Annotated in this window: 20 protein-coding genes; 17 read left to right on the top strand and 3 right to left on the bottom strand. The window is 63.1% G+C overall.

Annotated features, from left to right (window positions below; translation table 11 throughout):
- Positions 1 to 29: 29 nt before the first annotated feature.
- The 5 genes from ACIPZG_RS06970 (at position 30) to ACIPZG_RS06950 (ending at position 4,211) form a co-directional block, all read left to right on the top strand.
- Positions 30 to 1,115, top strand: coding sequence for a metal-dependent hydrolase (locus ACIPZG_RS06970; protein ID WP_400711500.1), 1,086 nt, complete (start codon positions 30 to 32; stop codon positions 1,113 to 1,115).
- Between the two features lie 3 nt (positions 1,116 to 1,118).
- Entirely contained in the window at positions 1,119 to 1,793 is a 675-nt protein-coding gene (locus ACIPZG_RS06965) for a TraX family protein (RefSeq protein ID WP_400711497.1), read from the top strand.
- A gap of 64 nt (positions 1,794 to 1,857) precedes the next feature.
- Complete coding sequence (locus ACIPZG_RS06960) at positions 1,858 to 2,769, top strand: LysR substrate-binding domain-containing protein (RefSeq protein ID WP_400711494.1); 912 nt, start codon at positions 1,858 to 1,860, stop codon at positions 2,767 to 2,769.
- A gap of 99 nt (positions 2,770 to 2,868) precedes the next feature.
- Entirely contained in the window at positions 2,869 to 3,849 is a 981-nt protein-coding gene (locus ACIPZG_RS06955; RefSeq protein WP_400711491.1) for an LLM class flavin-dependent oxidoreductase, read from the top strand.
- A 149-nt stretch (positions 3,850 to 3,998) separates the two neighbouring features.
- Entirely contained in the window at positions 3,999 to 4,211 is a 213-nt protein-coding gene (locus ACIPZG_RS06950) for a cold-shock protein (protein WP_400711488.1), read from the top strand.
- A gap of 125 nt (positions 4,212 to 4,336) precedes the next feature.
- Here the strand turns inward: ACIPZG_RS06950 and ACIPZG_RS06945 are convergent, their stop codons facing one another.
- The 3 genes from ACIPZG_RS06945 to ACIPZG_RS06935 all read right to left on the bottom strand — a co-directional run bounded on the left by ACIPZG_RS06945 (position 4,337) and on the right by ACIPZG_RS06935 (position 8,422).
- Entirely contained in the window at positions 4,337 to 5,347 is a 1,011-nt protein-coding gene (locus ACIPZG_RS06945) for an aldo/keto reductase (protein ID WP_400711485.1), read from the bottom strand.
- A gap of 93 nt (positions 5,348 to 5,440) precedes the next feature.
- Complete coding sequence (locus ACIPZG_RS06940; RefSeq protein ID WP_400711482.1) at positions 5,441 to 6,961, bottom strand: FAD-dependent oxidoreductase; 1,521 nt, start codon at positions 6,959 to 6,961, stop codon at positions 5,441 to 5,443.
- Between the two features lie 132 nt (positions 6,962 to 7,093).
- The gene (locus tag ACIPZG_RS06935; RefSeq protein ID WP_400643466.1) at positions 7,094 to 8,422 is read right to left on the bottom strand and encodes an MFS transporter; all 1,329 of its coding nucleotides are present in this window, start codon (positions 8,420 to 8,422) and stop codon (positions 7,094 to 7,096) included.
- Between the two features lie 163 nt (positions 8,423 to 8,585).
- Here ACIPZG_RS06935 and ACIPZG_RS06930 point away from each other — a divergent pair, with 163 nt between their 5' ends.
- From ACIPZG_RS06930 to ACIPZG_RS06875, 12 genes are all read left to right on the top strand, one after another.
- Positions 8,586 to 9,683, top strand: coding sequence for a sugar diacid recognition domain-containing protein (locus ACIPZG_RS06930; RefSeq protein WP_008092757.1), 1,098 nt, complete (start codon positions 8,586 to 8,588; stop codon positions 9,681 to 9,683).
- A 112-nt stretch (positions 9,684 to 9,795) separates the two neighbouring features.
- Positions 9,796 to 10,935 (top strand): glycerate kinase, encoded by a 1,140-nt coding sequence (locus ACIPZG_RS06925; RefSeq protein ID WP_400711479.1) that lies wholly within the window; start codon positions 9,796 to 9,798, stop codon positions 10,933 to 10,935.
- Between the two features lie 146 nt (positions 10,936 to 11,081).
- A complete protein-coding gene (locus ACIPZG_RS06920; protein WP_400711476.1) occupies positions 11,082 to 13,757 on the top strand; it encodes a type VI secretion system Vgr family protein in 2,676 nt (891 codons plus the stop codon).
- Positions 13,754 to 15,574, top strand: a complete 1,821-nt coding sequence (locus tag ACIPZG_RS06915; protein ID WP_400711473.1) for a phosphatidylserine/phosphatidylglycerophosphate/cardiolipin synthase family protein — start codon at positions 13,754 to 13,756, stop codon at positions 15,572 to 15,574. Before ACIPZG_RS06920 ends, ACIPZG_RS06915 begins: the two co-directional genes overlap by 4 nt.
- 83 nt (positions 15,575 to 15,657) lie before the next feature.
- Positions 15,658 to 16,836 (top strand): sel1 repeat family protein, encoded by a 1,179-nt coding sequence (locus tag ACIPZG_RS06910; protein WP_400711470.1) that lies wholly within the window; start codon positions 15,658 to 15,660, stop codon positions 16,834 to 16,836.
- Positions 16,833 to 17,948: a hypothetical protein gene (locus tag ACIPZG_RS06905; RefSeq protein ID WP_400711467.1), complete on the top strand. Its 1,116-nt coding sequence runs from the start codon at positions 16,833 to 16,835 to the stop codon at positions 17,946 to 17,948. The genes ACIPZG_RS06910 and ACIPZG_RS06905 overlap by 4 nt, the downstream gene beginning before the upstream one ends.
- A gap of 762 nt (positions 17,949 to 18,710) precedes the next feature.
- Positions 18,711 to 20,027 (top strand): phenylacetate--CoA ligase family protein, encoded by a 1,317-nt coding sequence (locus tag ACIPZG_RS06900; protein ID WP_400711464.1) that lies wholly within the window; start codon positions 18,711 to 18,713, stop codon positions 20,025 to 20,027.
- The gene (locus ACIPZG_RS06895; protein WP_400711462.1) at positions 20,024 to 21,739 is read left to right on the top strand and encodes a prenyltransferase/squalene oxidase repeat-containing protein; all 1,716 of its coding nucleotides are present in this window, start codon (positions 20,024 to 20,026) and stop codon (positions 21,737 to 21,739) included. Before ACIPZG_RS06900 ends, ACIPZG_RS06895 begins: the two co-directional genes overlap by 4 nt.
- Positions 21,740 to 21,748: 9 nt before the next feature.
- Positions 21,749 to 22,156, top strand: coding sequence for a hypothetical protein (locus ACIPZG_RS06890; protein ID WP_400711459.1), 408 nt, complete (start codon positions 21,749 to 21,751; stop codon positions 22,154 to 22,156).
- Positions 22,153 to 22,437 (top strand): acyl carrier protein, encoded by a 285-nt coding sequence (locus ACIPZG_RS06885; protein WP_400711456.1) that lies wholly within the window; start codon positions 22,153 to 22,155, stop codon positions 22,435 to 22,437. The genes ACIPZG_RS06890 and ACIPZG_RS06885 overlap by 4 nt, the downstream gene beginning before the upstream one ends.
- Positions 22,434 to 23,429, top strand: coding sequence for an acyl-CoA synthetase (locus ACIPZG_RS06880; protein WP_400711453.1), 996 nt, complete (start codon positions 22,434 to 22,436; stop codon positions 23,427 to 23,429). The genes ACIPZG_RS06885 and ACIPZG_RS06880 overlap by 4 nt, the downstream gene beginning before the upstream one ends.
- Positions 23,416 to 24,801 carry an amidase gene (locus tag ACIPZG_RS06875; protein ID WP_400711450.1) on the top strand — a complete coding sequence of 462 codons (1,386 nt, stop codon included), beginning with the start codon at positions 23,416 to 23,418 and terminating at the stop codon, positions 24,799 to 24,801. The genes ACIPZG_RS06880 and ACIPZG_RS06875 overlap by 14 nt, the downstream gene beginning before the upstream one ends.
- The last annotated feature ends 8 nt before the right edge of the window (positions 24,802 to 24,809 follow it).

Genomic DNA, 24,809 nt, shown 5'->3' with positions numbered 1-24,809 from the left:
CCTACATCGCCTCTTCAGGATGCCTTCCCTTGGACTCCATCACCCAAGCCGTTCTAGGCGCCGCCCTCCAAGGCACGGTGCTCGGCCGCCTCCAGGGCCGTCGCTCGCTCATCTACGGCGCCGCTCTGGGCAGCGTGCCGGACCTCGATGTGGTCATCCGCTATGCCGACCCGGTATCGCAGATGACCTATCACCGGGGGTTCTCTCACTCGATCTTCGTCCTGACGGGCCTTGCCTTGCTGCTGGCCGTGTTGGTCGACTGGCTCGGACGAACGCGCTGGCCCGCCAAGGGCTACACGCTGCCACGGCTGTTCCTGGCCTTCTGGCTGGTGCTGGTGACCCACCCGATCCTGGATGCTTTCACGGTATACGGCACCCAGTTGTTCTGGCCGTTGCAGTCCACCCCGCTCAGTTGGGCGGCGGTGTTCATCATCGACCCGCTCTACACCGTGCCGCTGCTGGCGGCGGTGCTCTACACCGCGGTCAAGGGTGTGAACGGCAAGGCGCTGCGTTACATGAGCCTGGCGCTGCTGTTCAGTACTGCTTATCTGGGCTTTGGCCTGGTCGGGCGCATGGCCGCCGAACAGCGCTTCCAGGCTGCCCTCGATCAACAAGGTGTCGTTGCAAGCGAGGTGCGTGCCGTGCCGATAGCCTTCAACAGCCTGGTATGGCGGGTGCTGGCCAAGACTCCGGATGGTTATTACTACGAAGGTGTCAGTAGCTGGTTCGACCGGGAGCCGCCGGAGATGCAGCGTCTGCCGTTGAACCTGGAGGCCGGCGATGCGATCAAGGGTGAGCCCTTGCTGCAGCGCCTGCGCTGGTTCACCGATAACTGGTTGCGCTACGACCAGATTGGCAATGCGCTGGTGGTCACCGACTTGCGCATGGGCATCCCTGGCAACTACACCTTCCGTTTCAACATGGCCCATCGCGACAGCCAGGGGCACTGGGTTGCCGATACGCCGAGCCGCTGGGTGGGGGCGGGGGGCGGCCCGATGTTCGACCGCCACGACCTGACCTTGATCTGGCGACGCATCCTCGATCAGCAACCGCCGCTGCCCTTGGCGGCCTGGACCACCCGGTACATGGGCCAGGCCACCGAGCCCGGGCGCTGACGCATGCGCTCGGCGGGCCTGGACCTGGTCAAGTGGGTGGCGATCCTGGCCATGGTCGCCGACCATCTGCGGTTCCTGTGGCCGGCCGCCGATGGCCTGTTCATTGTCGGACGGCTGGCTTTTCCGCTGTTCTGCCTGGCCATTGCCGTCAACGTGGCGCGCACCCAAGGCATCCCTGCACGTTATTTCGGCTGGATGTTCGTCTTCGCCATGCTGTCCGAAGGGCCCTATCGCTGGCTGGACACAGACACACAGACGTTCAGCGTGATACCGACACTGGCGCTGGGCCTGCTGTTCGCCTGGGGCGTGCAGCATACCGCGCTGTGGGCTCGCCTGAGCGGACTTGCTGCCGCTTTGCTGGGGCTGCTGTGCAGCCAGCAGCTGATGTATGGCCTGCCAGGTGTGCTTCTGCCGGCGGGCTGGTTGCTGGCACGTCGTCTGGGGGGCCTGACTTGGTTGTTGCCCTGCCTGTTGGCGGTGGCGGCCAACCTGACCAACAGCTGGCTGCGCGGGCACCTTCTGGCGCCGATCACCATGCTGACGATGGCCGCTGCGCTACTGGCCATCCCCTTCGGTTGCCTGCTGCTGAGGCTCGACCATTGGCATGTGCCTGCCGTGCGGCGCTGGGGCTACCTGTTCTACCCTGTGCATCTGCTGGTCATCAAAGCACTGATGTGAATCCTTGCACTGCCGCCGATTCGTACCCATCTAAGCGGGTCTTGATTACCTGCAGGAGCCCGTCATGGAACCCAACCGCTTCGGCGACATCGCCGCCTTCGTCAGCGCCGTGAAGGCCGGCAGCTTCACCGCCGCAGCGGCAAGCCTGGGGCTGACCCGCTCGGCCGTAGGCAAGAGCATCGCCCGCCTGGAAGCGCGCATGGCCGTGCGCCTGCTCAATCGCACCACGCGCAAACTCAGCCTGACCGATGAGGGCCTGGTGGCCTACGAGCGCTGGCGGCAGATTCTCGACGACCTCGACGAGGTGGAAAGCACCATGGCCCAGCGCCGTGGCAAACCCACCGGAACCCTGCGCCTGACCGCGCCGCTGTCGTTCGGCCAACGCCATGTGCTGCCGATTCTCGATGACTACCTCAAGCAGTGGCCGGCGCTACGTGCCGACATTCGCTTCACCGACCGTTTCGTCGACCTGGTGGAAGAGGGCGTGGACGTCGCGGTGCGCATCGGCGTGCCCAAGGAAGACTCGCAGTTACTGACCCGCACGGTGGCCTGGCAGCAGTTCGTCACCTGCGCCTCGCCCGACTACCTGCGCCAGCACGGCGTGCCACAGGTGCCGGCGGACCTCTACGCGCATGACAAGATCACCTTCCTGTCGGGCGAAAAGTCGATGCCGTGGCGTTTCCACACCGCCGAAGGGCTGCACCTGTGCGAAGAGCCCGGGCGGCTGAACATCGACAGCTCCGAGGCGATGCTCGACGGTGCCAGAGCCGGTTTCGGCCTGATTCACCTGCCAACCTACATCACCGGCGACGACCTGCGGGCCGGCACGCTGGTGGAGGTGCTGCACAGCTATCGGCCCCCTGCGGATCCGATCCGGGTGGTGTACCCAAGCAAGCGGCACCTGTCGCCACGGGTACGCGGATTCATCGACCTACTGGTGGCAACCTGGGAACAAGGCGTGCCCTGGGAAGACTGATTGGGGACTACACGTCCCGTATGTGGGGCCTGAGGCCGGGTTTATCCCAGGCGAACCAGCGCGGACACTGGCGTCACTGATAATCCATCTGGAGACCCCATGACAGCCCTGTCCGTACTGGATCTGGTCATGATCGGCGAGGGCAAGACCTTCGCCGACGCGATCGAAGAATCCCGCCAACTGGCTCGCCATGTCGAGCAGCATGACTACAGCCGCTACTGGATCGCCGAGCACCATGACATGCCCGGCATCGGTTCGGCCGCCACGTCGCTTGTGATCAACGAGATTGCCAACGCCACGAAACAGATCCGTGTCGGTGCCGGCGGCATCATGCTGCCCAACCATGCACCGCTGGTGGTCGCCGAGCAGTTCGGCACCCTCGACACCCTGCACCCTGGCCGTATCGACCTGGGCCTTGGCCGCGCGCCCGGTACCTCCGGGCCGACCGTGCGGGCCTTGCGCGGCGCCGCCCCGGAGCGTGATTTTGCCCAGGACATCGGCGAACTGCGCGACTACCTGGCCGACAACGGCAAGCGCCAGGTGCGCGGCGTGCCTGGTACGCATGAAGTGGCGGTGTGGATCCTCGGCTCCAGCCTGTTTGGCGCCGACCTTGCTGCCAAGTTGGGCTTGCCTTATGCCTTCGCCTCGCACTTCGCGCCGCGGTTCTTGCTGCAGGCCATCGCCCATTACCGGGCGAACTTCCAGCCGTCCGCACAGCTGGCCAAGCCCTATGTGATGGTGGGGGTGAATCTGTTTGCCGCCGCCACCAACGCTGAAGCCGATTACCATGCCAGTTCGCATCGCAAGTGGATGCTGGACCTGCACGTCGGCCGTTTTGGCCTGCTGCCCAGCCCTCAGGAAGGGTATGTCGACAGCCTGCCAGCTGAGGAACGCGCGGTACTTGAACAGGTGATGGCCTGCACCATCGCCGGTGGTCCGCAGCGGGTAAGGAAAGGGCTGCGCTCGCTTTTAGCGCAGACGCGTGCCGATGAACTCATGATCGATTGCCGAATTCACGATCCGCTGGCACGTTTACGCTCGCATGCGTTTGCGGCCCAGGCCCTGAACTCATTGGGCTGAGAGGCCGGTGCGGGAGGGTTGAGTAGTTGCCCCGAGAAAATGTCAGTGGCATCTTTTGCATGAAAGGCTGATTCTGACAGGGCCGAGACTTGTCAGGTAATGCGAGTACAGCCGAGGCAACACGCAGCCAGAAACCGAGGATTCAGCGCATGTCCAACAGACAGACCGGAACCGTTAAATGGTTCAACGATGAAAAAGGCTTTGGCTTCATTACCCCGCAGGGTGGTGGTGACGACCTGTTCGTTCATTTCAAGGCCATCGAGTCAGAGGGTTTCAAGTCCCTGAAAGAAGGCCAGACTGTCACCTTCGTTGCTGAAAAGGGGCAAAAGGGTATGCAGGCCGCTCAAGTACGTCTCGAGTAGTCGACAGCTTCAAGAAGAGGGGCCCTTGCGGGCCCTTTCTTGTTTTCGCCTCTCCCGTCCTGAAACTGCTGGAAATGCCAGCAGCCCCTCTTTGCATAGTCGAATTGCGGCCGGTGCTCATTCGATCAGCTACGCGCCGACCGTCCACTGACAAAATGCACCACATCGTTGAACCCAGGCGTCGAGGCATGCCCCGGCGTCACCAGCGAATCGATGAAGGCTTCATCTTCTGCGGTGATCTTCACCTCCAGCGCCCCAGCATAGGTATCCCACTGCGCCTCGGTGCGCGGTCCGACGATTGCCGAGCTGACCAGCTGGCTGTTGAGCACCCAGGCGATCGCGAACTCGACCATGCCCACGCCCTTGGCCTGTACATGCGCCTGAATCTGCTGGGCAATGGCCAGCGACTCCTGCCGCCACTCCACTTCCATGATGCGCTTGTCCTGGCGCGCGGCGCGGCTGCCGGCTTCGGGCGCCACGCCCGGTGCATACTTGCCGCTGAGCACGCCACGGGCCAGCGGGCTGAACGGCACCACGCCCAGGCCATGGCAGGCGGCAGCGGTGAGCTGTTCGGGTTCGGCCTGGCGGTTGACGATGTTGTACAGCGGTTGGCTCACTACCGGCTTGGCCACGCCCAGGCGTTCGGCGATGTTGCAGATCTCGGCGATGCGCCAGCCGCGGTAGTTGGACACCCCCCAGTAGCGGATCTTGCCCTGCTGCAGCAGGTCACCCATGGCCCGCACCGTTTCTTCCAGCGGCACTTTGTGATCTTCACGGTGCAGGTAATAGATATCCAGGTAGTCCAGGTCCATGCGCGTCAGCGTGGCGTCGATGCCATTGAAGATGTGCTTGCGCGACAACCCGCTGCGGTTGGGCAGACCATCGGTCGGCCCCATGCCGACCTTGGACGCGACGATCCAGTCCTGGCGATGGCGTGCCACCGCCTCACCGACGATTTCCTCGGAACGGCCAGCGTTGTACACATCGGCGGTGTCGATGAAGTTGATGCCCTGGTCCCAAGCCTTGTCGATGATGCGCAACGAATCCTCGGTGCTGGTCTGTTCGCCGAACATCATGCTGCCAAGGGTGAGCGCGGAGACTTGCAGGCCGCTGTGGCCGAGGGGGCGGTAGATCATGCTGGAACATCCTGTGCACTGAGGTGGAAGCGTCTGTTTTACACACAAGCGCCGTCCTTTGAAAGGGCGGCGCTTGTGGGTAAAACCGCAGCTTCAACCGATCAGTTCGAGGGCCTGCTGGCGGCTCATCGGCCGCTTCATCCGTTGCGACAACAGCGCCATGGCATCCGAGTAGCCCTTGGCGATTACCGCCTCCACCTGCTCGCCCACGCACTGCAAGGCAATGAAGTCGCCTTGCTCCGGCGCCCCGACGAACACGATGTCGTCCCAGTGCTGCGCATGCCCCAGCACTTCATAGGTCCGCCCGTGCTGGTAGGTCCAGAAGAACGGCACGTCGGCATAGCGGCGCTGTTGCCCGAGCATGTTGGCCGCGGCGATCACCCCGTGTTGTTGCGCCAGGCGCCAGTGCTCGATGCGCACCGGGTGGCCGGCGAGCGGAAAGCGAGCGATATCACCGGCGGCCCACAAGCCGTCGGCGGCACGCAGTTCGGCATCCACCTGCAACGCGCCGTCGGCGTGCAACGGCACTCCCTGGACAAAGGCCGTGGCGGGTTTGACCCCGGTGCCCAGCAGCACCAGTGCCGTAGGCAGCGTTTCGCCATTGGCCAGCAGCACGGCGTCTACCTGCCCCTCACCGCTGAAACGCACCACCTCGGTAGGGCCATGGAACACCACGCCCTTGCGTTCATGCACCTCGCGGATGCAACGGCCGATACGTTCGCCCAGCTGTTTCTCCAGCGGCACCTGATGGCGGCTGACCACATGCACCTGGGCGCCATACTTGCGCAGGGCCGAGGCGGCCTCCAGGCCGATGAAGCCGTCGCCGACGATCACCACCGGTTGGCCCGGCTCGGTCGCATCGAGCAGGCGCGCGGCATCCTCGCGCGAGCGCAGCGTCATCACGCCTGCCAGGTCGGCACCAGGGATGTCGGGGCGTTGCGGTTTGCCGCCGGTGGCCAGCAACGCGGCGTCGTAGTCGATGCGCTGGCCGTCGGCCAGGGTGATCTGGCGCTTGCTCGCATCCAGCGTGCGTACCTTGCCGACGCGCCGTTCCAGTTGGCCCTGGCGCAACTGATCAGCCTCCAGCAGGGCCGGCACTTCGTCCACGGGCATTTGCCCCGCGATCACGAATTTGCTCAGTGCCGTGCGGTCGTAGGCAGGTTGGCGCTCCTGATCGAGCCAGATCAGCTTGCCGGCAAAGCCGTTCGCCAACAGCGTGGCAACTGCCGCCGAGCCCGCGGCACCGGCACCGATCACGACAAAGCAGCGGGCATCACTGTGGCGGGGGGAGTCGGCGCGTGCCAACGGCTGATCATCGACCCAGACCTGGCCATCCTTCACCCACGCCTTGTAGCGGCGCAGGTCGATCAGCGCTGGCGGTTCGCACACGGCCCCTTCGTCGACGGCAAAGGCAGCCTTGTGCCAAGGGCACACCAACAGGCCGTTGCAGACCACGCCTTCTTCCAGCGGGGCACCGGCATGCGGGCAGTTGGCCTGGTAGGCATGCACCTGGTCGCCCTGGCGAATCAGGATCAGTTCTTCGTTGCCAGCCTGGACCCGCAGAGGGCGCTTGGGATCGAGCTGTTCGAGGCGGGCCACGGCGTGCTGGGTCATGGGGGTTCTCCAAAGGGGGCTTTGGAACCATTTGACGCCTGGGCTTTGGAAGGGATGCGTTGATCTGACGATCGGCGGGGCGCTTATCGCCGGCAAGCCGGCGATTGGGCCGCAAAGCGGCCCCTTTTTACCTCAACTAGCCCGAACAGCCTTCAACGCACCCGCCCGGGTAACCCGCAGGGCCACCAGGCTCCCCAGCACGATCAACGCTGCCAGCGAATACAGCGCCGCATCGGTCGAACCGGTCTGGTCCTTGATGAAACCCACCAGGTACGGGCTGAGGAACCCAGCCATCTGCCCCACCGAGTTGATGATCGCCAGGCCCGCTACGGCGGCGCTGGCACTGAGCAGCGCGGTCGGCATCGGCCAGAACATCGGCAGGCCGGTGAGGGCGCCCATGGTGGCGATCGACAGGCCAAGGATGGCGATCGTCGGGTTACCCGCGAAGTTCACCGCAATCAGCAGGCCCAGCGCGCCCATCAGCATCGGCACCACGAGGTGCCAGCGGCGCTCGTTGCGCAGGTCCGCCGAGCGGCCGCAGAGAATCATGAACACCCCGGCCAGCAGGTACGGAATAGCGCTCAGCCAGCCGATCAGCAGCGGGTTGTCAAAGCCCATGTTCTTGATGATCGACGGCAGCCAGAAGTTGATCGCGTAGACGCCGCTCTGGATACAGAAGTAGACGAAGCCGAAAGTCCAGATCAGCGGATTGGTCAGCACGGCCAGTACACTGTCACCGGTGGTGCTGGGCTTGCTCGCAGCGTCGGCCGCAAGGTCGGCGGCAATCAGCTGGCGTTCGGCCGGGCTCAGCCAGGCGGCTTTCTGGTAGCCGTCGCTGAGCAGGCCGATGGCCAGGAAGCCCAGTACAACGGTCGGCACGCCCTGGATCAGGAACATCCACTGCCAGCCGGCCAGGCCGTGTTGCCCGGCAGCGAAGTGTTCGAGGATCCAGCCGGAGAATGGCCCACCCAGCAGGCCCGAGACCGGGATCGCCGACATGAACAGGGCCATGATGCGGCCACGACGGTCAGCCGGGAACCAGCGCGAGAGGTACAGCACCACGCCTGGGAAGAACCCGGCCTCGGCGGCGCCGGTCAGCAGGCGCAGGGCATAGAACTCGGTGGGTGTGGTGACGAACAGCAGGCAGGTGGACAAACTGCCCCAGACGATCATCATCGCCGCAATCCAGCGCCGTGGGCCGAAGCGGTTGAGCGCCAGGTTGCTGGGCAGGCCGCAGAGCACATAGCCGATGAAGAAGATGCCGGCGCCAAGGCCATAGACGGTTTCGCTGAACTTCAGTGCATCGAGCATCTGCAGCTTGGCGAAGCCGACGTTGACACGGTCCAGGTAGTTGAACAGGTAGCAGATGAAAATGAACGGAATCAAGCGCAGGGTGATGCGCCGGTACAGCGCATTGCGGGTGCTCTGGGTGCCTTGGTCAGGGGCAGGGCTGTGTGCCATGATCGTGATCTCTGTTGTTATGGTTGTCGCCGCGTCGCCTGTGCCGGCGCTCACCCTGACGAGTCTCGGGGAGTGCGACGCGCCTGTCTTTGTGCTTTTGCACAGCGGATCGTGCGGGCCGCTGTGCCTCAGAACAAAACCTAACACGCCATAGGATCGCTCAATGTTCGAACTGGACCATGACCTGGCGCAGGATATCGTCAATCGGGCGATGGCCATCTTGCCGTGCAACGTCAATGTCATGGACAGCCAGGGGCTGATCCTGGGCAGTGGCGAGCCGGAGCGCATCAACACTCGCCACGAGGGCGCCCAGCTGGTTCTGGCCAATGGCCGCATCGTCGAGCTCGATGCCGATGCGGCCAAATGCCTCAAGGGCGTGCAGCCTGGGGTCAACCTGCCGCTGATGCTCGATGGGCGGCTGATCGGCGTGCTTGGCCTGACCGGGGAGCCGCAGCAACTGCGCACCTATGGCGAACTGGTACGCATGACCGCCGAGATGCTCCTTGCCCAGCGCCACCTGCAGGTGGAGCAACAATGGCGGCGTCAGCGCTGTGATGACCTGCTGGCCCTGCTGCTGGGCGGCACGGGTGATTCGCCGCGCCTGCTGGACGAGGCCCAGCAACTGGGGCTCAAGCCACAGCTGCCCCGCGTGCCGTGCCTGTTCGAACTGCGTGCCGGGCCGCCTAGCGAAACCTTGGCGGCCTGGTTGATGAACCGCTACCCCGACAGCTGGTGCGTCAGCCCCGCGCGGGATTCGCTGCTGTGGTGCCGCCCGGCCGGGCCGGTGCTGGACGAAGAACGGCTGGTCGAGCGCCTGCTGCGCAGCGGTTGGGAGGTCCAGCGCCTGGCCCTGGGTAACCCGGCGCAAAGCCTGGAGCAGCTGCGCCGAGGCTATCGGCGGGTGCGCGACCTGCTGGCCTACGGGCGCGAAGTGCTGCCCGATCAACAGCTGCTGAGCCTGGCCCGCTACCGCCTGCCGGCGCTGCTGTGGCGTCATCGCAACGAAGATGCGCTGGATGAGCTGCTGGAACCGCTGCAGCGCATCCGCGCCAAGGACGCCAGTGGGCAATTGATCGCCACCTTGCGCGCCTGGTGCGCACACGATGGCCAGAGCCAGGCCTGCGCCGATGCCTTGGGCATCCACCGCAACAGCCTGCGCTACCGCCTGGAACGCATCAATGAGCTCAGCGAAGTCGACCCCTTGCGCCTGGAAGGGATGTTGAGCCTGTACCTGGGGCTGCAGTTGTTGCCGGCGGATTGAGCGGCGCTCAATGGCATTTGCCCAAACAACCGGCTGGGCATTTTGTGCATCCGACCGAGGCCGTCCAATCCGGTAGCTGTCAGCATGCCGCTATCTGCTCAGGAGAAGCCCCATGAAAATCGTCATCGCCCCCGACTCGTTCAAGGACAGCCTCGACGCCGCCGGCGTCGCCCATGCCATCGCGGCTGGCCTGGCCGAGGCCTTGCCGGAGGCTGAGCTGGTCGAGTGCCCGATGGCCGATGGCGGTGAGGGCACCATGGAGGCCATTGTCGCGGCCAGCCACGGCCAACTGCGTCGCCAGACCGTGCGCGGGCCGCTGGGGCAGAACGTGGAGGCCGGCTGGGGTTGGTTGGCCGAGAGCCGCACGGCGATCATCGAGATGGCCCAGGCCAGTGGCATCCAGCTGGTGCCCAGCGGGCAGCGCGATGCCTGCCGCAGCAGCACCTGGGGCACCGGTGAGCTGATGGCGGCCGCCCTGGCTGCCGGCGCCCAGCGCATCGTCCTGGCCATTGGCGGCAGCGCCACCAACGATGGCGGCAGCGGCATGCTGCGCGCCCTGGGCCTGCGCTTGCTGGATGCCGACGACCAACCCCTGGAAGAGGGCGGCCTGGCCCTGGCCCGCCTGGCGCGCATCGATGCCAGCGACCTCGACCCACGCCTTGCCGAGGTGCAGATCGAAGTGGCAGCCGACGTCGACAACCCGCTGTGCGGACCCAACGGCGCCTCGGCGATCTTCGGCCCGCAAAAGGGCGCGAACCCCGAGCAGGTGCAGGCGCTGGACCAGGCGCTGAGCCATTTCGCCGATCATTGCGCGCAGCTGTTGGGCGAGGATGTGCGTGAGTTCCCCGGCTGCGGTGCGGCGGGCGGCATGGGCTTTGCGGCCAAGGCGTTCATGGGCGCCCAATTCCGCCCGGGGGTCGAGGTGGTGGCCGAACTGGCCGGGTTGGATGCGTTGGTAAAAGGCGCGGACCTGGTGATTACCGGCGAAGGGCGCTTCGATGCCCAGACCCTGCGTGGCAAGACGCCCATGGGTGTGGCACGGGTTGCCAAGCGTCATGGGGTGCCGGTGGTGGTGTTGGCGGGCACATTGGGGGAGGGGTATCAGCAGCTGTATGCCCAGGGTATCGATGCTGCCTTCGCCCTGGTTAGCGGGCCGATGAGCCTGGAGCAAGCTTGCGCGAATGCCGCGACGTTGCTGCAAGCGAGGGCCAGTGATATCGCCCGACTCTGGCGTAGCGCTCGTAAGAGGTGAGTGGTTTGCGCTTAGCCTGCTATGCACGCTTTTTGTAGGATAAATTCCGGCCAAATGTAGGAAGCGTCTATATTCCCCCGGAAGGGTGGCCCCCTCAGAAATTGTGCGCCAAGGTTCGGAACTTCACCGCAGTGGAGTTCCAAACAATGGCGCAGCCCTTCTTTGATCACAGCCGGCACAAACTGGACGTCACCGGCCTTGAAGCCAAACTCGACGTCCTGACCTTCAAAGGCGAAGAGGGGCTTAGTCACCCGTTCTGCTACACGGTGACGTTTACCTGCGCCGTACAGGACATCGCCGCCGAGCGCCTGCTCGGCAAGGGTGCCACCTTCAGCCTGCACGGCCCCGCCCAGCCGTCTCTGCCTGGCTTCAACATTCCTCCGGCCAAACCCCTGCGCACGCTGCATGGCGTGATCACCGGCTTCAGGCGACTGTCAGACTCCCCGGATGAAGCCCGTTATCAGCTCACCCTGCAGCCGCGTTTGGCCCTGCTCGATCGCGGCCAGCAGTACCGCCTCTACCAGCACCAGTCGGTGCCGGAGATCGTCGAGCACATCCTGCGTAGCCGCCATGAGTTCGAAGGCCAGCACTTTTTCTTCGACCTGGTGCGCGAGTACCCCCGGCGCGAGCAGGTCATGCAGTACGGCGAAAGCGACCTGGCGTTCATCAGCCGCCTGCTCGCCGAGGTCGGCATCTGGTACCGCTTCACCAGCGATGATCGCCTGGGTATCGAGGTGGTCGAGTTCCATGATGATCAGCGCAACTACCAGTTCGGCGTCGAGCTGCCTTGCCGGCCACAGTCAGGCCTGAGCAGCACCGACAAGGACGCCGTGTGGGCGTTGCAGACCCGCCATCAAGTGGTGGAAAAGCACATCAACATCCGGACCTACCAGCATCGCGATGCGGCGGCCTATCTGGATGCCGATGTCGACCACAGCCGTGGCGCCACCACCACCTATGGCGAAAGCTACCGCTACGCCGAGCCCTACGCGGCGCTGGGGGACGCTCTCGATCAGCACGAAGACCTGCTCAGTGAAAGCGGTTACTTCTACGCCCGTCTGCGTCACGAGCTGTACCTCAATGATCAGACCCGGCTCAGCGGTGCCAGCAGCAGCCCCTCGTTGGCGCCAGGGCAGGTACTGAAAATCTCCGGAGGGGCACCGCAGGCCTTCGAGCCCGGCGCAGTAATTACCGGCCTGGTTATCGAGGCCGCGCGCGACCGCAGCCTGGAAACCACCTTCGAGGCCATCCCCTTTTCGCACACGGTGTGCTTTCGCCCGGCCCTGGCGCCCAAACCGCAGATCGCCGGCACCGTGCCGGCCAGGGTCACCAGTTCGCGCAAGAACGACCCGTATGGGCACATCGATCTGCAAGGCCGTTACCGGGTCAATTTCCTCTTCGACCGCGACGAGTGGAATACCGGCGAAGAGAGCGCCTGGCTGCGCCTGGCCCGGCCCTATGCCGGTGACACCCACGGCCTGCACCTGCCGCTGATCTGCGGTACCGAAGTGGCTGTGGCGTTCGAGCAGGGCGACCCCGACCGGCCCTATATCGCCCATGCGCTGCACGACAGCCAGCACCCGGACCACGTCAACCTGCGCAATTACAAACGCAATGTGCTGCGGACCCCGGCCAACAACAAGCTGCGCATGGACGATACCCGTGGGCAGGAGCACATCAAGCTCAGTACCGAGCATGGCGGCAAGAGCCAGCTCAACCTCGGGCACCTGGTGGACGGCAGCCGGAAAAAGCGCGGCGAAGGCTTCGAGCTGCGCACAGACGCCTGGGGTGCGATTCGGGGCGGCAAAGGCGTGTTCATCAGCGCGGATGGGCAGGCCAAGGCCGAAGGTCAGGTGCTGGACATGCACGACGCGACCCGGCGCCTGCAGCAGGCGGGCGAGCAACTGCAACAGCTCTCCGCCGATGCCCAGGCCAGCCAGGCCGAACCTGCGGATGTGCAGGCGCAACTGACGCTGCTGCGCGAGCAGCTCGACGAACTCAAGGCTTCGGTCCTGCTGCTCAGCGCGCCGCAAGGCATTGCCCTGAGCAGCGGCACGCACCTGCAGGTAGCCGCGCAGGACAACCTGATGCTCAACGCCGGTGGTGAAGCGGACTTGAGTGTGATGAAGCGCTTGTTCATCGGCGTTGGTCAGGGGCTCAGCCTGTTCGTGCGCAAGCTGGGGATCAAGCTGATCGCTAACCAAGGCCCAGTCACCGTGCAGGCGCAGAACGACACGCTGGAGCTGCTGGCCCGCAATGGGCTGTCGATCACCAGCACGGAAGACGAAATCAGCATCACGGCCAAGAAGAAGATCACCCTCAATGCCGGGGGCAGCTACCTCACCTTGGACGCGTGCTGCATCGAGGCGGGGACCGAGGGCGACTACAACGTCAAGTCGGCGTACTTCGACTACAGCGGCCCGGCCAGCATGAAGGCCGCGCACCCGGAGTACCCCAAGCGCCAGACGCCACAGCGGATGACGCTGAAGCTGCCCCAAGTCCCCAACGCGCCCAAGGCCTCCTGGAACGGCATGCCCTACACGCTGTTGGCAGGCGGGTCTGTGCTGCAACAGGGGGTGATGGACGATAGCGGCATGCTGGAAGTGGACCATCAAGTCGTGACCCGTCAGTACCAGGTGCGCTTTGCCAACAACGTCAGTCTGCGGATTCCGGTCCCGGAGCAGTACCGCAACGTCGAGCAAGGTCATCTGGCCAATCGTGGCCTGCGTCGCCATGGCTCAAGTACCGACAGCGAAGTCAATCAGCTCGATGCGCAGCGTATCGAGTACGCCACTCTGTTCACTCAGGACGACCCAGCATGAGCCAGCATGAAGCCGTTTTCCCCATCGCGTTCCAGCACACCAACGAATGCACGCTGACCCCGCCCTGGTTCCTCGACCAAGAAGGTTGTTACCCCATGGCACTTGCGCGCTACATCCCTCTGGTCAACGGCGAGGAAACCTTCCTCGCCGTGCACCTGGCCATAGCCGCCGCGCAGAAGTCGATCGACATCATCTGCTGGGGCTTTCAGCCGTCGATGTACCTGATCCGCGACGGCAGTGCCCCGTGCCTGGGCGAGTTGCTGCTGGCCAAGGCGCGTGAAGGCGTGCAGGTGCGCCTGCTGGGTTGGGAAATGCCCTTCAACACCGCCGGTTTCGCCGGCGAGGCCAACCTGCCAGGTAAGGGGCTGCTGCGGCTCTGGGATCGCACCTTGCAGAGCTCGACCGAGGCGCAGTATGCATTCGACCGTGACTGGTTCAAGTTGTGCGCGACCGATGACCATAAAGCGGCCGGTCGAGTCGACAGCGGTTATCCGCTGTTCGTCAGCCGTGGCTTCAGTGGCCTTGAGCGCGCCGAAATCGCCTACCGAGCGAAGTACCACAGTCTCGACCCGCACATCAGCAGCAGCATGCACCTGGCGTTGATGTCGGCTGCCACTCATCACCAGAAGAGCGTGCTGGTCGACTACGAACTGCCTGATAGCGCCGTCGGCTTTGTCATGGGGCATAACTTCCTCGACGAATACTGGGACACCGACGATCACTCGGCGCTCAACCGCAGCGAGCAGACCAAACCGGCCCCTGATCGCGGTCCACGTGGCGTGCAGCCACGCCAGGACATTTCCAGCCAAATCAGTGGCCCGGTGCTGGAGCACCTGCACGCGAACTTTGCCTCGGCGTGGCGCAAGGAGACCGGGGAAGACTTGTTCATCACTCGACAGGCGAAAGTGGTGGGCAAAGCGCTGAACCTCAAGACGGGCAGCGGCCAGCGGCTGATGTGCCAACTGCTGCGAACCCAGCCGCAGGAGAAGAAATTCGAGATCGAACCGCTGTACCTGCAGGCGGTGAACAACGCCACCCAGTTCATCTACATCGAGAACCAGTACTTCCGTTGGCCGCCGCTGGCCGAGGCGATCAAGCAGGCCGCAATGGACCAGACCTGCGGCGGGCGCGATCCAGGTCTGCATGGGGCCTTGCACCTGTTCGTGGTCACCAATGCCACTGACGACGGCATCGGCGCGGGCACGGTGAACACCCAGCGGATGATCGAGGGCCTGGGGCGGGCCGAGACCATCCCGCAGGTGACCAAGCTGCGGCGGATCGAGCAGGTGAAGAAGGCCGCGCCACCGCGCCCCAGGCTCGATGGGCCGAATGACTACATGGGCCGGCGTGCTCAGGAGAAGTGGCAGGCCGAACTGGATGGGCAGATCAAGGAAATCCAAGAGAGCACGATCACGCCGGAGGAGATACCGGGGTTGAAGGTGCATTTGTGCTCGTTAGTGGCGCCGGATTCCCCTGCGGGGCAGCCGTGGACGCCGGTGTATATCCACTCGAAGTTGATGATTGTGAACGATGTGTTCACCACCCATGGCTCGGCGAATATCAATACGCGAAGTATGCAGGTAGACAGCGAACTCAATATTGCCCACGAGTGGGCGAGTGAAACGCAGAAGTTGAGACGGCGGTTGTGGAAGCTGCATACGGGCGGTGAGGGAGTGCAGGATGATCCTGGTCAGGCATTTGAATCTTGGGAGGAAATTCTTCAGGACAACAAAGATCGCTTAAATCTCAAAGACTCACCGAGATGCCCTGTAATTAATTTTTTTTACGATAAAGCAAATCTGAGGAATTTAGATTGAGGTACTGGTTTGTTCTATTTTTTTGTTGGCTTTTAAGCGCTTGCAATGTGGGTGGCGCTACCCGTTATGATAAGGATCAAATTATGGACTCATTGGATGGCGTTAATGCCAAGCTGGCGTTTTTCTGTGCTCATGAAAAAACGCCCGAGATGACGAGTGAGGCTGATATGGTCTTCAAGTATGCGCGGTGGTTGCAAAAGAATAACCAGCTCAGAAGAGACTCTGTCGTTAATGCAGAGATTGAGCGGTTATACCGTATTGGTGCTGAGCATGGTCATTTCAAGGCCAATATCAATTTACAAAATGGCGCGATGCGAGGTCACTTCAAGCTGAAAGGTCATGAATATTTACGCTTGAGTGAGCAGTTGATTGAAAGGGGGGTCGCGACCGGATATCTATTTGTAGCATACTTCCTCCAGCAGGGGGCTGCAGGGTTGCAGAAAGACCCTGAAATGGCACTGCGTTATTTTCGCAAAGCTGCTGATGAAGGTAGTTCACAAGCCCAGTATTACGTTGCCGAGAAGCTAGCTCCAATTGAAATTGCACCAGAGATTGCTCAGCAGATGCGCAGATGTGCTGCAGAACAGGGCCACCGTGAGGCGGCTGTTGCATTAGCGGTAAACTTGAAGCGGAAGGGGTTGTATCGAGATGCTATCGAGGTTTTTCAGCTCGGAATTTCTGCAGGGAATAGCACTTCTGCTTCATTTTTGGCCAAAGGATTCAGCGGCCCTGAGCCGACTAATACGCTGCATTTTCTTGGACAGCAGCAAGATCTTGAGCGCGCGGATCGCTACAAAAAAATCTGGAAAGTACTTGCGAATTACTCCTACGCCGATCCTAAAGTTCCGGAAATTAACGACATCGTCCCGCTCCCTCCGGCCAAACTGCCGCCATGGGACGGCAAGCTCCAATGGCTTGAATCTCGCCTGGCAAACATTCCGCCTGAGAAACCTAGCGAAGCACTGATCCACAAGCTGGCCAAAGAAAAAGTGCTCGATCCGGCCACCGGCAAACCCATGCCAGGCTCACCCGCCTTCAGCAAGGCTAACTTCCCGATCATGGTTTGCGCCAGTGGTCAGCCTTGTCCTGAAAGTGGTTATTGGAAAGTTATGATCAATAGCTGGGAAGATCACATTCAGTATTTCAATGAAGGAGAGGTCATGCCCACATATTTGATGACTTGGACTGAATATCGCCCATGGCCACTGCGGGACAAGCTTATGCAGCGCGATGAGCGTGTTAACTGGGGGATGCTGGGATGAAGTTCTTGATTTTTATGTCATGTTTGCTCTTGTCTGCCTGCAGTATAGGTGAGGTGCCTGATCGGGGAGTCGAGCAGAAGTCTTTAGATGAAGATGAATTGCAGAGGTTTAATAATCTGCCGGAAACCCCCGTGGGGGAGATACCCATTGATGATGATTTTTTAACTGCCCAGTTTGAAAACAAAAAATTCGAGTGCCGAAATGTAAATCAATTTACACCTAAAGACGATGTAGCAGCAGCGCGTGCCTTTGAGCAGTTTGTGGCGTATACAAAGCATTCAGAGTCAGATGATAACTTTTTCATGGGCGCAGGGAATAGGCAGCGGCGAGAGGCGTTATTAACTACTGCGCTCGAAGCCGGGAGCTGGAAAGCCGCTTATGTGGATGCTGTGTGGTCAGCGCGCTTCCCTAAAAAAGGTGAAACCACCGCTGACGGGCTGGCGCGAGTTCGGGGTCTGGCTGAAAAGGGCATACCGATTGCTATTCACAAGTACGCTTCGTATATTTTTGTTGACAGGAAGGCATCGTACTTCGCCCATGATGCTGCTATTGATCGTGGCAGCCCGCATTCGATGACTTCGATTGCCAGTCGAATTCTGAAGAGAACGAAGGAACTGCGCCCTTTGGCCAAGCAGCTCTTAGAGTGTGCTGTAAGTCAGGGTCATGGTGCGGCGTATGAACCGTTGGGGCAGATAGCGGAAAGTGAAGGGCGTAGGCTGGATGCCTATCGGTTATGGGCAGAAGGGGTCAACAAAGGATGTCTCGAGTGCGTGAAGAACATGAGAGTGCTCGGCTTGGTGCGCGCGGGAAGCTTTGATAGGCCGGTGAACGAAGCGGCTGCCTGGCAACGTCTTGCGTTGCGTAGCGGTGATCCGGGTTTTCTGGCGCTTGCTTACGAGAAGGACGCTGAGGGGGAGGTTAAAGACAAAACGCCCGAGCTAACTGCTGTCTGGAACTACTACAATAAGGTTGGTCAGTTTGGTGAAACTGCACTTGAGGAATTTGAAAGAAAACTACCGGATGATTTGTTGTTTACGTTGAATGATATTGAGTTGCTCGATTTGCTGAGATATGAAGAGCAGTTGTTACCGTTGCAAGATTCGCTCTACTGATTTAGGCCTGGTTGTCTACACTGGCTGCGTCACTGAGGGCGGTTTGCGCGGTCCTTTCCTCCACTGCAACGCCGGAGAGCGGCACATACACGCCCAAGGCTCGGCCACGCAGCTAGCCGTTTCGCAAACCTGCGCCGTTTTCAGATTGAGTGCGCAATATCGAATCTTGAAGGCCCCCCGTCGCCTGCGGAACCAACTGCTTCGCCAACAAACAATGGCACGGGCGCAAGGCTTCTGTTGTTGGTTGGAGTCAAGGGCAATGCTGCGAAGCGGGACCTGCAAGCTACCAACCTGGGGCCTGCTCCCTCTGCCAGTACGATCCAGCGCTCACCGGATTGCGGCGGAAGGCTTACACCATCCAGATTTTCACATCGCTGGAATGTGGCTTGGCTGCTGCAGGGCAGGGCAACTGCGTCATTAATCAAGTGTGCAGGTTGCCTGGATGGCGCAGCGGCAGCGGGGCAGCATGGGGTATCTCTTCTGAGCGTGTCTTTGCTGAACCTGCCGGAGGACAGGTGACGGACAGAGTGCACAGATCGGGTACTGCTCCGGAAATACAATAAATGTCTTTGTCTGATATCTGGCCGTAAACAGGGAGCAAATCGACAACCTTGAGTAGGTTTTTCCTGTTTATCAATCAGAATAAACGCTCAAAACTACTGATTAATACTTTGCAACTATCACCGCCACCCGCAAATTAATATTTTACTTGCGCCCTCCGCTCGCCAATCCTCAGCGCCACTTTTACCAGAGGGCGAGTCGATGTTAGTTCACACCGACCAGGATTACGGCGTGCTCAAGGCTGCGCAGCGCGAGCTTGAGCAGCAAGTGGGGCATGTTCCCGACACCGAGTTTTATCAACGCAAGTTGCAGGAAGTCTGGGCGCGTGCACAACAAAGCGCCCACTACGGACCTATCGGCGACTACAGTTTCGCGGCATTCGAACAATTGCCGCCGACACCCAAGGCCTTGCTCAAGGCCCAACCCTTGAACTTCTGCACGGTGCAACTTGGCGAGGCCGCCAAGTACTACGCCACCACCGGCACCACTGGCGAGCCAACGCCGACACCGCGGCTCAAAGAGGACATCATCTGGAACGCGGTCAGCGTCGCCAGCCACTGGCGATCGGTGCTGCGCCCTGGCGCGCGGGTGGCCAACCTGATGCCCTCGGATATCGTTCCGGTGGGTGACCTGATCGCCAATGTCTGCGAATACCTGGATGTGTCCCATGTACGGCTGTACCCGTTCACCACGGGTATCACTGACTGGGAGCGGGTGTGCAGCACCTTCGCGACCTATCGGCCCAGTGTGATGTTCATCGCCCCCGGTGTGCTGGTGCAGCTGACCCGCTACCTGAAACAGCGCGAGCTGTTGCAGTCGTTCGCCGAGTCGGTGCACTCGATCATGTTGCTCGGCGAGGTCAACACCCAGCCGTTCCGTGAGCGCCTGGCCCGTTGGTGGCAGTGCGAGGTGTTCGATGCCAGCTACGGCAGTACCGAAACCGGCACCCTGGCGGCGTTGGGCGATGATCAGCAGATGCGCCTGACCACCGCGACCCACTATTTCGAACTGCTGCTGCCCGACGGCCGATTGGTCACCCCGGCGCAAGGCCTGACCGGCCGGCTGGTCGTCACGCCACTCAACCTCTATGCGCGCCCGCTGCTGCGCCTGGACACCGGTGACAGCGTGACCATCACCGCGCCATGGGCGCCCGGCAGGGCGAGCCCGACCGTGCTGATCAACGGGCGTGACAGCGACAGCATCGTGGTGGGCGGTGTCGGTCTGGAGATCCGTGCGGTCGAGGAGGTGGTGTACGGCACCTGTGATGCCACCGGCTATGTCATCGAAGTCGATCGCCGCAGCGACAGCGCGGCGCTGATTCTAGAACGTGACGTGAGCTGGGACAGCAGCCAGGAACCACAGCTGCAAGCCCGACTGATCGAACGTTCCGAGCTACACATGGGCCTGCGCTGGAGCCGTGTGCTGTTCGTCAACAACCTCTCCGCGCTGAACAAGAGCGGCGCTTCGCAAAAGAGCTGGAAGAAGACCAACTTGCGTTTTGTCGGGGGCCAGCAATGACGCCACCGCGCTTTCCGCCAGGGCAGGGCATGGTCAACGGCCAGCCTGATTTGTGGTGCACCTATGCAGCGATACGGACCTTGGCATGGACCGAAAGGCTTGAGCAGGTCGACGCTCCGGCATTGCAGGTTTACATCCAGTCTCGGCGCAACCGCGACGGTGGTTTTGCCTGGAGCAAGGGCATGCCGTCCGACGCCTGGGCAACGTTCTACTGCACCGAAACGCTCAAGGACCTGGGTATTGCGGTCGACCGCAGCGACCAGACCGCTGCCTGGCTCCATACACTCTTCGATGGCGATGCGTATGCCATGTCCCCCGGCCAGACGGCCGACGTCTGGGCCAGCCACTATGCGCTGCGCACCTTGATCGAGGTGTGCCAGGGCCAGGTGCTGGACACCGCACCCTTGTACTGCTGGCTGGAAGGCCTGCAATGCGCCAACGGCGGCCTGAGCTGGTCGGCCGATTTCGCCCGGCGCAACCTGGCCGACACCCGCGCCTGCTTCTACGGGTTGATGGCAGCGCGGGCCCTGGCACGTCAAGGGCTGCCAGCGCCGCAATGGGACCTGCCGCAACTGATCGGCTGGCTGCAGGCGCAGCAGATGGACTGTGGCGGCTTTCGTTTCAGCGAAGCCGCAGAGGTGCCGTGCCTGTGGGCGACCTATCGCGCTACGGCCAGCCTCGCGGCATTGCAGACGCAACCGTTGGGCCGCCAGCGCTGCGTCGCGTGGGTCGAGGGCTTGCGCGGCCCGAGCGGTGCCTTCGTGCGCTGGGCCGGTTACGACGGCGAGGATGTCTGGGCTGCCTTCTGCGCGGTGGGTTCGCTCAAGGCGCTGGGCGAGCCGGTTGCGCACCTGGCCGATGACGTGGCGACGTTCATCGCTACCTTGGCGATGCCCCAGGGCGGCTTCACCTATCGCCAGGCAGACACGGCCGCCGATGTCCTCACTACGGCGGCTGCCGTGCTGGGTGGCAGCCTGTCGGCGGCACAAAGTGAAGCTGCCCTGCGCTGGATCGAAGGCTGCCAGATGCCCAACGAGCCGGGGATCATGTACATGCCCGGTCGCGGTGCCGAAGTGCGTTGCACCAATTGGGGCCTGGCTGCCGGTGCGTTCACCGAGCAGACCGAGCCGCGCCAGGCGATCGGTCACTGGCTGGCCTCGCTGCAGAATCCCGACGGTGGCTTCGGCTTCTGGGAGGGCCGCGGATCGGACATGGTGTCCACGGCTTCGGCGGTGTCGATCTTGCGTCAGCTGGGTGACGACAGCGGTGTAGACCTCGCGGCAATCGAAACCTACGTGGCCAGCTGCAGGCAAGTGCAGGGTTATGCAGCGTTCCCGCGTGGCGAGACTTCTCTGCGCGCCGGGCTGCAGGCGCTGGGTTGCCTCGCCTATATCGGCCACGACGTGACCCAGGCAGCAGCGGAGCTACTGGCCGCGCACAAAGTGCGCCAGGGCGGTTACGCCAACCACGGCCAGCGCATCCCCGACCTGCTCAGCACTTACCAGGCCGTGGCACTGGCTGCCGACTTATGCCTGCCGGTGGACCTGCCGCACCTGCGTTTCTTCCTCGACAAAGTGCGCAGCGCAGCCGGGCATGCCTGGTCGCCGTTGTTCCTGCAAGGGGTCGATGCGCTGTCCAGCTGCCTAGGCCGCCTGCTCGAAGCTTTTGCCCACGGCCAGCGTCAGCGCCTGCCCAACCTGCAGCTTTCGTAAGGAACCGCCATGCCCACCCTCAATGTTTCCTGCGCGCCGCTGCAACCGCTGCAGCGCAAGCGCCTGGCCCTGGCGTTTACCCGCCAGCTCAAGGACCTGGGCGCCGAGACCGCCCACTGCATGGTGTTCTTCAACCCCTTGCCCCAGGACTGCGTCTTCCGCGCCGGCATGCCGATGCCCATTGCCGACCGTGAGGGGGCACCGGCGCAGTTCCATGTGCGCATCACCCTGTCGGCGGCGCGCGACCGGCTGGCCCACCAGGCACTGGCCGAGGGGCTGCATGCGTGCCTGCGCAGCCACTACCCGAACGCCTTCATCTACCTGCACTTCGACCCGATCCTGCCCGAGCACGTGTTCGTCAGTGCCGGCGCGCCATTGATCAACGCGGCCCATCCGCAAGGAAACACCGACGCGTGAACGACCTCAGCATTGCACAGCGTATCCACCAGGCCCTCGGCCAGTTGCTCGGCGAAGAGATCGACGCCATCGGCCCGCGCGACAGCTTCCGCGACTTTCTCGGCGAGCGCTTCGACAGCCTCATGGCCGTCGAAGTGATCACCGCCATCGAAGGGGCATTCGACATCGAGGTCGACTACCTCAGCGATGACGTGCGCTTCTGGTTCGAAACCCTGGAAAAGATGGCGCAGTTCGTGGCGCAGAAACGCGAAGATCAACTGACCCTGGAAGGTGCCGAGTGAACGCCGAGCATCTGTTCACTACCTCCGGTTCCACTGGCGTGCCGCGCCAATGGCTGCGCAGCCTGGCGCAGATGGAGCGCGAGGCGGCCTTGATTCTCGGCCGCTGGGCGCCCGAGGCGCGGGAGATCCTGGCCTTTGCGCCGACCCGCCACAGCTACGGGAAGATCCTCGGCGAAGTCGGTGCGCGCGTCTTGAACGCGCGGCTGCAACGCTGTTCGCTGGAGCAGCAGCGGCTGCCGGCGCTCGACGGTGAAGGCACCTGCGTGATCCTCGCCATCGCCAGCACCTGGCACCTTTTACCGGCATTGCTGGCCCGGCTTGCGCCACGGCGCTCGGTGCTGGTGGTGCACAGCGCTTCGCTGCTGCCGCCAGGGGCATTGGCCACCGTGCAGCGGCATGCCGGGCCGCAGGTGCGCTTCGTCGAGTTGTTGGGCGCCACGGAGACCGGTGCCATGGCCTACCGCGAGCTGGATGCTTGCAGCACCGCCGAGCAAGCCTGGACACTGCTGGACGATGTCCGCTTGCTCAGCCCGCCTGGGCAAGTCGGCGCCCTTGAAGTCGCCAGCCCGCGGATCGCGCGGGAATACGGTCAGGTGAGCGCGCCAGACACGCACCGCTGTGATGACCAGGTACGGGTACTGGACGAGCGCCGCTTCCAGTGGCTGGGCCGGGCCAGCAGCCTGATCAAGGTCAACGGCCTGCGCCTGGACCTGGCACGGCTGGCCAGTGAGCTCGGCCAGCACCTCGATTGCCCGACGCTGGCGTGCGTGGCCGTGCGCGATGCCTTGCGCGGCGAAGCCTTCGAGGTGCTGTTCAGTTCGGCCACGTTGAGCGATCGAGCGGTGCTGGATGCCTTCGCGCATCTACCCCCCGGCCATCCACGTCCGGTCGCGGTACGCCGCGTCAACCACCTGCCTTTATCCGCCACCGGCAAACCTCAGCCGTGGGCGGCCTCTACCTCTGTCAAGGAATACACCCATGAGCCACGCTGATACCCAAGCCACCATCGCCGACTACCTCGCCACCTGCGGCACTGATCCCCGAACCGGCCGCGAGCAACCCGAATACCTCGGACTCAGCCTGCGCAAGCGGCACGAATTGCTGCAGCGTACCCCGGCCCTGGCGGCCGAGTGGGCAGCCCAGTACGCACACTGGTCCGTACACGCCGACAGTCACTACCGCTGCCTGACCAGCACTCGCGTGGCCGAAGCACCGTGGTATCGCCTGGGGGTCAAGGACACGGTGGATGTCGCGGGCCTGCCGACCCGGCTGGGGCTGCGCAGCTACAGGCACTACCCCCAGCGCAGCGCCGAGGCACTGACCTTCCTCGACCCGCGCATCGCCTTGACCTGCAAGGTCGCCACCACCGAACTGAACATCGCGTTTGGTGCAGGCTGCCGCAACCCGCATTTCCCGACCATCGATCCGTCGGGCTCCAGCACAGGTTCCGCGGTGTCGGTGGCTGCCGGCCTGTGCGATATCTCCCTGGGCACCGATGTGCTTGGCTCGGTGCGCTGGCCGGCGTCGCACTGCGGCATGGTCGGCCTGCGCATGACCCAGAAGGCTGCGAGCCTGGACGGGGTGTTCCCGCTGTCGCCGCGCATGGACGCCCTGGGCTGGGTGACCCGCAGCGCCGATGACCTTGACCTGCTGTTCCCGTGGCTGGGCCTGGAGCCGCTGCTCGGCCAGCAACAGCCGCTCAAGGACCGCTACCGCGTGGCCGTGCTGGAACAGGCGCTGGACCCAGCACTGACCAGCCCGGCGATGCTCGAGATGCTCGGCCAGGCCCGCAGCGCGCTGGGCGACCTGGGCATGGCCCCCAGTGAAGTCGCTATGCCAGAACTATGGGCCTGCCGTGGCGACGCCTGGCAGCTGTGCGCGCGCGATGCCTGGCTGGCCTCGGCGGCCTGGGCGCGCCGATTCGATTGCGAGCTGCACTGGTCAACGCTCAGCGCGCTCAAGGTGGGCGAGGGCGTCAGTGACGGTGACTACCGGCGTATCCATCAGCGCATGGACAGCATCCGCGCTGGCATCGATGCCTGGTTCGACGAAGCCCAGGTGGACTTCGTGGTGTTCCCGATGGACCCCAACCGCCCGTTCGATCGGCGCAACCCCCAGCCCGGCGACTCGACCATCCCATCGCCGGCCGAGCCCGGCTATGAGCAGAAGATCAGCTTCACCCCGCTGGCCAGCTTCAGCGGCCTGCCGGCGATCACCGTGCCGATTTGCCTGAGCGCCGACGGCAAGGCGCCGCTGGCCGTGCAGATCATGGGCCGACGCGACAGCGAGCGGCAGCTGCTGGACATCGCCAAACGCCTGCAGGCCGTGACCGGCCTGCTGCCAACCCGTCGACTTCAGGCGTAAGGAACAGA

The organism is Pseudomonas sp. NPDC089395, from assembly GCF_044749525.1.
Lineage (GTDB): Bacteria > Pseudomonadota > Gammaproteobacteria > Pseudomonadales > Pseudomonadaceae > Aquipseudomonas.
The sequence above is the reverse complement of the archived record's forward strand: the minus strand, read 5'-3'. Positions and strand labels throughout refer to the sequence as shown.

Bases quoted from the DNA above. Each gene is read 5' to 3' on its own strand.
- ACIPZG_RS06895 (WP_400711462.1), top strand. From the start codon at position 20,024: ATGACGCCACCGCGCTTTCCGCCAGGGCAGGGCATGGTCAACGGCCAG.
- ACIPZG_RS06905 (WP_400711467.1), top strand. From the start codon at position 16,833: ATGAAGTTCTTGATTTTTATGTCATGTTTGCTCTTGTCTGCCTGCAGT.
- ACIPZG_RS06925 (WP_400711479.1), top strand. From the start codon at position 9,796: ATGAAAATCGTCATCGCCCCCGACTCGTTCAAGGACAGCCTCGACGCC.
- ACIPZG_RS06900 (WP_400711464.1), top strand. From the start codon at position 18,711: ATGTTAGTTCACACCGACCAGGATTACGGCGTGCTCAAGGCTGCGCAG.
- ACIPZG_RS06930 (WP_008092757.1), top strand. From the start codon at position 8,586: ATGTTCGAACTGGACCATGACCTGGCGCAGGATATCGTCAATCGGGCG.
- ACIPZG_RS06950 (WP_400711488.1), top strand. From the start codon at position 3,999: ATGTCCAACAGACAGACCGGAACCGTTAAATGGTTCAACGATGAAAAA.
- ACIPZG_RS06960 (WP_400711494.1), top strand. From the start codon at position 1,858: ATGGAACCCAACCGCTTCGGCGACATCGCCGCCTTCGTCAGCGCCGTG.
- ACIPZG_RS06945 (WP_400711485.1), bottom strand. From the start codon at position 5,347: ATGATCTACCGCCCCCTCGGCCACAGCGGCCTGCAAGTCTCCGCGCTC.
- ACIPZG_RS06940 (WP_400711482.1), bottom strand. From the start codon at position 6,961: ATGACCCAGCACGCCGTGGCCCGCCTCGAACAGCTCGATCCCAAGCGC.
- ACIPZG_RS06890 (WP_400711459.1), top strand. From the start codon at position 21,749: ATGCCCACCCTCAATGTTTCCTGCGCGCCGCTGCAACCGCTGCAGCGC.
- ACIPZG_RS06935 (WP_400643466.1), bottom strand. From the start codon at position 8,422: ATGGCACACAGCCCTGCCCCTGACCAAGGCACCCAGAGCACCCGCAAT.
- ACIPZG_RS06915 (WP_400711473.1), top strand. From the start codon at position 13,754: ATGAGCCAGCATGAAGCCGTTTTCCCCATCGCGTTCCAGCACACCAAC.
- ACIPZG_RS06875 (WP_400711450.1), top strand. From the start codon at position 23,416: ATGAGCCACGCTGATACCCAAGCCACCATCGCCGACTACCTCGCCACC.
- ACIPZG_RS06965 (WP_400711497.1), top strand. From the start codon at position 1,119: ATGCGCTCGGCGGGCCTGGACCTGGTCAAGTGGGTGGCGATCCTGGCC.
- ACIPZG_RS06920 (WP_400711476.1), top strand. From the start codon at position 11,082: ATGGCGCAGCCCTTCTTTGATCACAGCCGGCACAAACTGGACGTCACC.
- ACIPZG_RS06910 (WP_400711470.1), top strand. From the start codon at position 15,658: ATGGACTCATTGGATGGCGTTAATGCCAAGCTGGCGTTTTTCTGTGCT.
- ACIPZG_RS06955 (WP_400711491.1), top strand. From the start codon at position 2,869: ATGACAGCCCTGTCCGTACTGGATCTGGTCATGATCGGCGAGGGCAAG.